This is a genomic window from uncultured Aquincola sp., from assembly GCF_964001545.1.
In the GTDB taxonomy this organism is placed as follows: domain Bacteria; phylum Pseudomonadota; class Gammaproteobacteria; order Burkholderiales; family Burkholderiaceae_C; genus Aquincola.
Genome location: NZ_CAXFDV010000381.1, coordinates 1 through 2,338, shown reverse-complemented (window position 1 = coordinate 2,338; position 2,338 = coordinate 1). Strand labels below are relative to the sequence as shown.

The following is a 2,338-nucleotide window of genomic DNA, read 5'->3' as shown; positions in this document are numbered from 1 at the left end:
TGAAGATGCCTTCCCACGGTGTGTTGACGAACTTCACCTCGAAGCCGGCCTTCTGCGCCACGGCGCTCAGCACGTCGACCGTGAAGCCGACGATCTCGGCCTTGTCGTTCTGCGATTCGAACGGCGCGTACGCGGCGTCGGTGCCCACGGTGATGACCTTGGCCGGCGCGGGTGCGGGGGCCGAGGCGGCTTCAGGGGCCGAGGCCACCGGTGCCGGTGCGGGCGGCTCCTGCTTGCCGCAGGCGGCCAGCACCAGGCCGCAGGCGATCATGCCCATGCGTTGCAGGAATCGACGGGTGGAAAGGTCTGTCATTTGCTTGACTACCAGAGGATGAAAAATGGTGGCGGAAGTGTACGGGCGTGCGTACACGGCCCCGATGCTCGCAAGCCCTGTTCCAACAGCCGGGCTCAGGGCAGGCGTTCCAGCTCGGCGAGTTCTTCGGCGGTGAAGCCGGCCTGCTCACGCGCGCTGCGGTTGAAGGGCGGCCTCAGCCGCGGCGCCTGGTGCTCGCGCACCAGCTGCGCATAGTGGGCCACCGGGTCCAGGCCCTGCCGCTCGCACAGCCAGCGGTACCAGCGGTTGCCCACGGCCACGTGGCCCACCTCGTCGCGCAGGATGATGTCGAGGATTGCCACCGCACAGTGGTCCCCGGCCTTGGCCAGCTTGGCCTGCATCGGCGGCGTGGCGTCCAGCCCGCGGGCTTCCAGCGTGCGCGGCACCAGCGCCATGCGGGCCACCACGTCGTGCCGGGTGCGCCAGGTCATGGACCACAGGCCGTCGTGCGCATCGAACTGGCCGTAGTCCCAGCCCAGGGACAGCAGGTGCTCGCGCAGCAGCGTGAAGTGCAAGGCCTCTTCGCTGGCCACGCGCAGCCAGTCGCGGTAGTACGGCGCCGGCAGGCCGGCAAAGCGCCACACCGCATCCAGCGCCAGGTCGATGGCATTGAGCTCGATGTGGGCCACCGCATGCAGCAGCGCGGCCCGGCCCTCGGGCGTGAAGGGCGAGCGGCGCGCCAGGCTGGTGTGCGGCACCAGGCGGGGCAGGGCGGGGCGGCCGGGCAGGCCGGCGGGCTCGGGCAGCGTGGCCTGGGTGTCCAACGGCAGGCCGTCCGCCGCCTCATGCAGCGTGCGCGCGGCCGCCGCCTTGGCCACGGGATCGGGCAGGCTCAAGACCCGCAAGGCTTGCTGACGAAGCTCCATTCCTACAATTCTGCCTTTTGGCCTCTTGGGGGCCGCCAGGACACCGGTGATGAGTGAGTTGCACAAGTTCTTGTTCGAGGGTCTGCCGGTGCGGGGCATGCTGGTGCGCCTGACGGACGACTGGCGCGAGGTGCTGCGCCGTCGCGAGACGCTGGGCGCCTTTCCGCCCGCGGTGCGCGAGCTGCTGGGCCAGATGTCGGCCGCCGGCGTGCTGATGCAGTCGAACATCAAGTTCGACGGCGCGCTGGTGATGCAGATCCAGGGCGACGGCCCGGTGAAGCTGGCCGTGGTGGAGGCGCAGCCCGACCTGCGCTTTCGCGCCACCGCCAAGGTGGTGGGCGAGGTGCCGGCCGATGCGCAGCTGGCCGCGATGGTCAACGTGAATGGCCAGGGCCGCTGCGCCATCACGCTGGACCCGGCCGACAAGCAGCCCGGTCAGCAGGCCTACCAGGGCGTGGTGGCGCTGCACGGCGACCACCGTGAGCCGCTGCAGCGCGTGAGCGAGGTGCTGGAGCACTACATGCTGCAGTCGGAACAGCTGGACACCAAGCTGATCCTGGCCGCGAACGACGACATGGCCGCCGGCCTGCTGATCCAGCGTCTGCCGGTGGAGGGCGAAGGCAACCTGGGCAGCCGCAACGAAGACGAGATCGGCATCAACGAAGCCTTCAACCGCATCAGCCACCTGGCGGCCACGCTGACGAAGGAAGAGCTGCTGACCCTGGACGCCGACACCATCTTGCGGCGCCTCTTCTGGGAAGAACGCGTGCTGCGCTTCGAGCCGCTGCACCCGCGCTTTGCCTGCTCCTGCTCGCGCGAGCGGGTGGGCGCCATGCTCAAGAGCCTGGGCCGCGAAGAGATCGACAGCATCCTGGCCGAGCGGGGCACGAACGTGGAAGTGGGCTGCGAGTTCTGCGGTCTGCAGTACCACTTCGACCGGGTGGATGTGGGCGGCCTGTTCACGCCGGAGCGCGACCAGCTGCCGCCGACTTCATCGGTGCATTGAATGTCAGCCCCCAAGCTCGCTGCGCTCGCGCCCCCCCGAGGGGGATCTCAGTCCCTAGGGGCGGCCCGGCGGGACTGAGCCTGCGAGCACCCGCTCGCAATCCGGGTCCAGGCAATCGAGGCAGCGGCTGCG

General features: G+C 69.7%; 3 protein-coding genes. 1 reads left to right on the top strand and 2 read right to left on the bottom strand.

The window, feature by feature from the left end; all coding sequences use genetic code 11:
* Both ABNT58_RS13060 and ABNT58_RS13055 read right to left on the bottom strand, forming a co-directional pair.
* The coding region (locus ABNT58_RS13060) for a transporter substrate-binding domain-containing protein (protein WP_348753906.1) at nucleotides 1-313 on the bottom strand (313 nt) is incomplete at its 3' end.
* 95 nt (nucleotides 314-408) lie between these two features.
* On the bottom strand, nucleotides 409-1,200 hold the full coding sequence (locus ABNT58_RS13055; protein ID WP_348753905.1) for a ferritin-like domain-containing protein: 792 nt from the start codon (nucleotides 1,198-1,200) through the stop codon (nucleotides 409-411).
* A gap of 49 nt (nucleotides 1,201-1,249) precedes the next feature.
* On the opposite strand from ABNT58_RS13055, the gene ABNT58_RS13050 reads away from it, so the two are divergent.
* Nucleotides 1,250-2,206 (top strand): Hsp33 family molecular chaperone HslO, encoded by a 957-nt coding sequence (locus tag ABNT58_RS13050; RefSeq protein ID WP_348753904.1) that lies wholly within the window; start codon nucleotides 1,250-1,252, stop codon nucleotides 2,204-2,206.
* The last annotated feature ends 132 nt before the right edge of the window (nucleotides 2,207-2,338 follow it).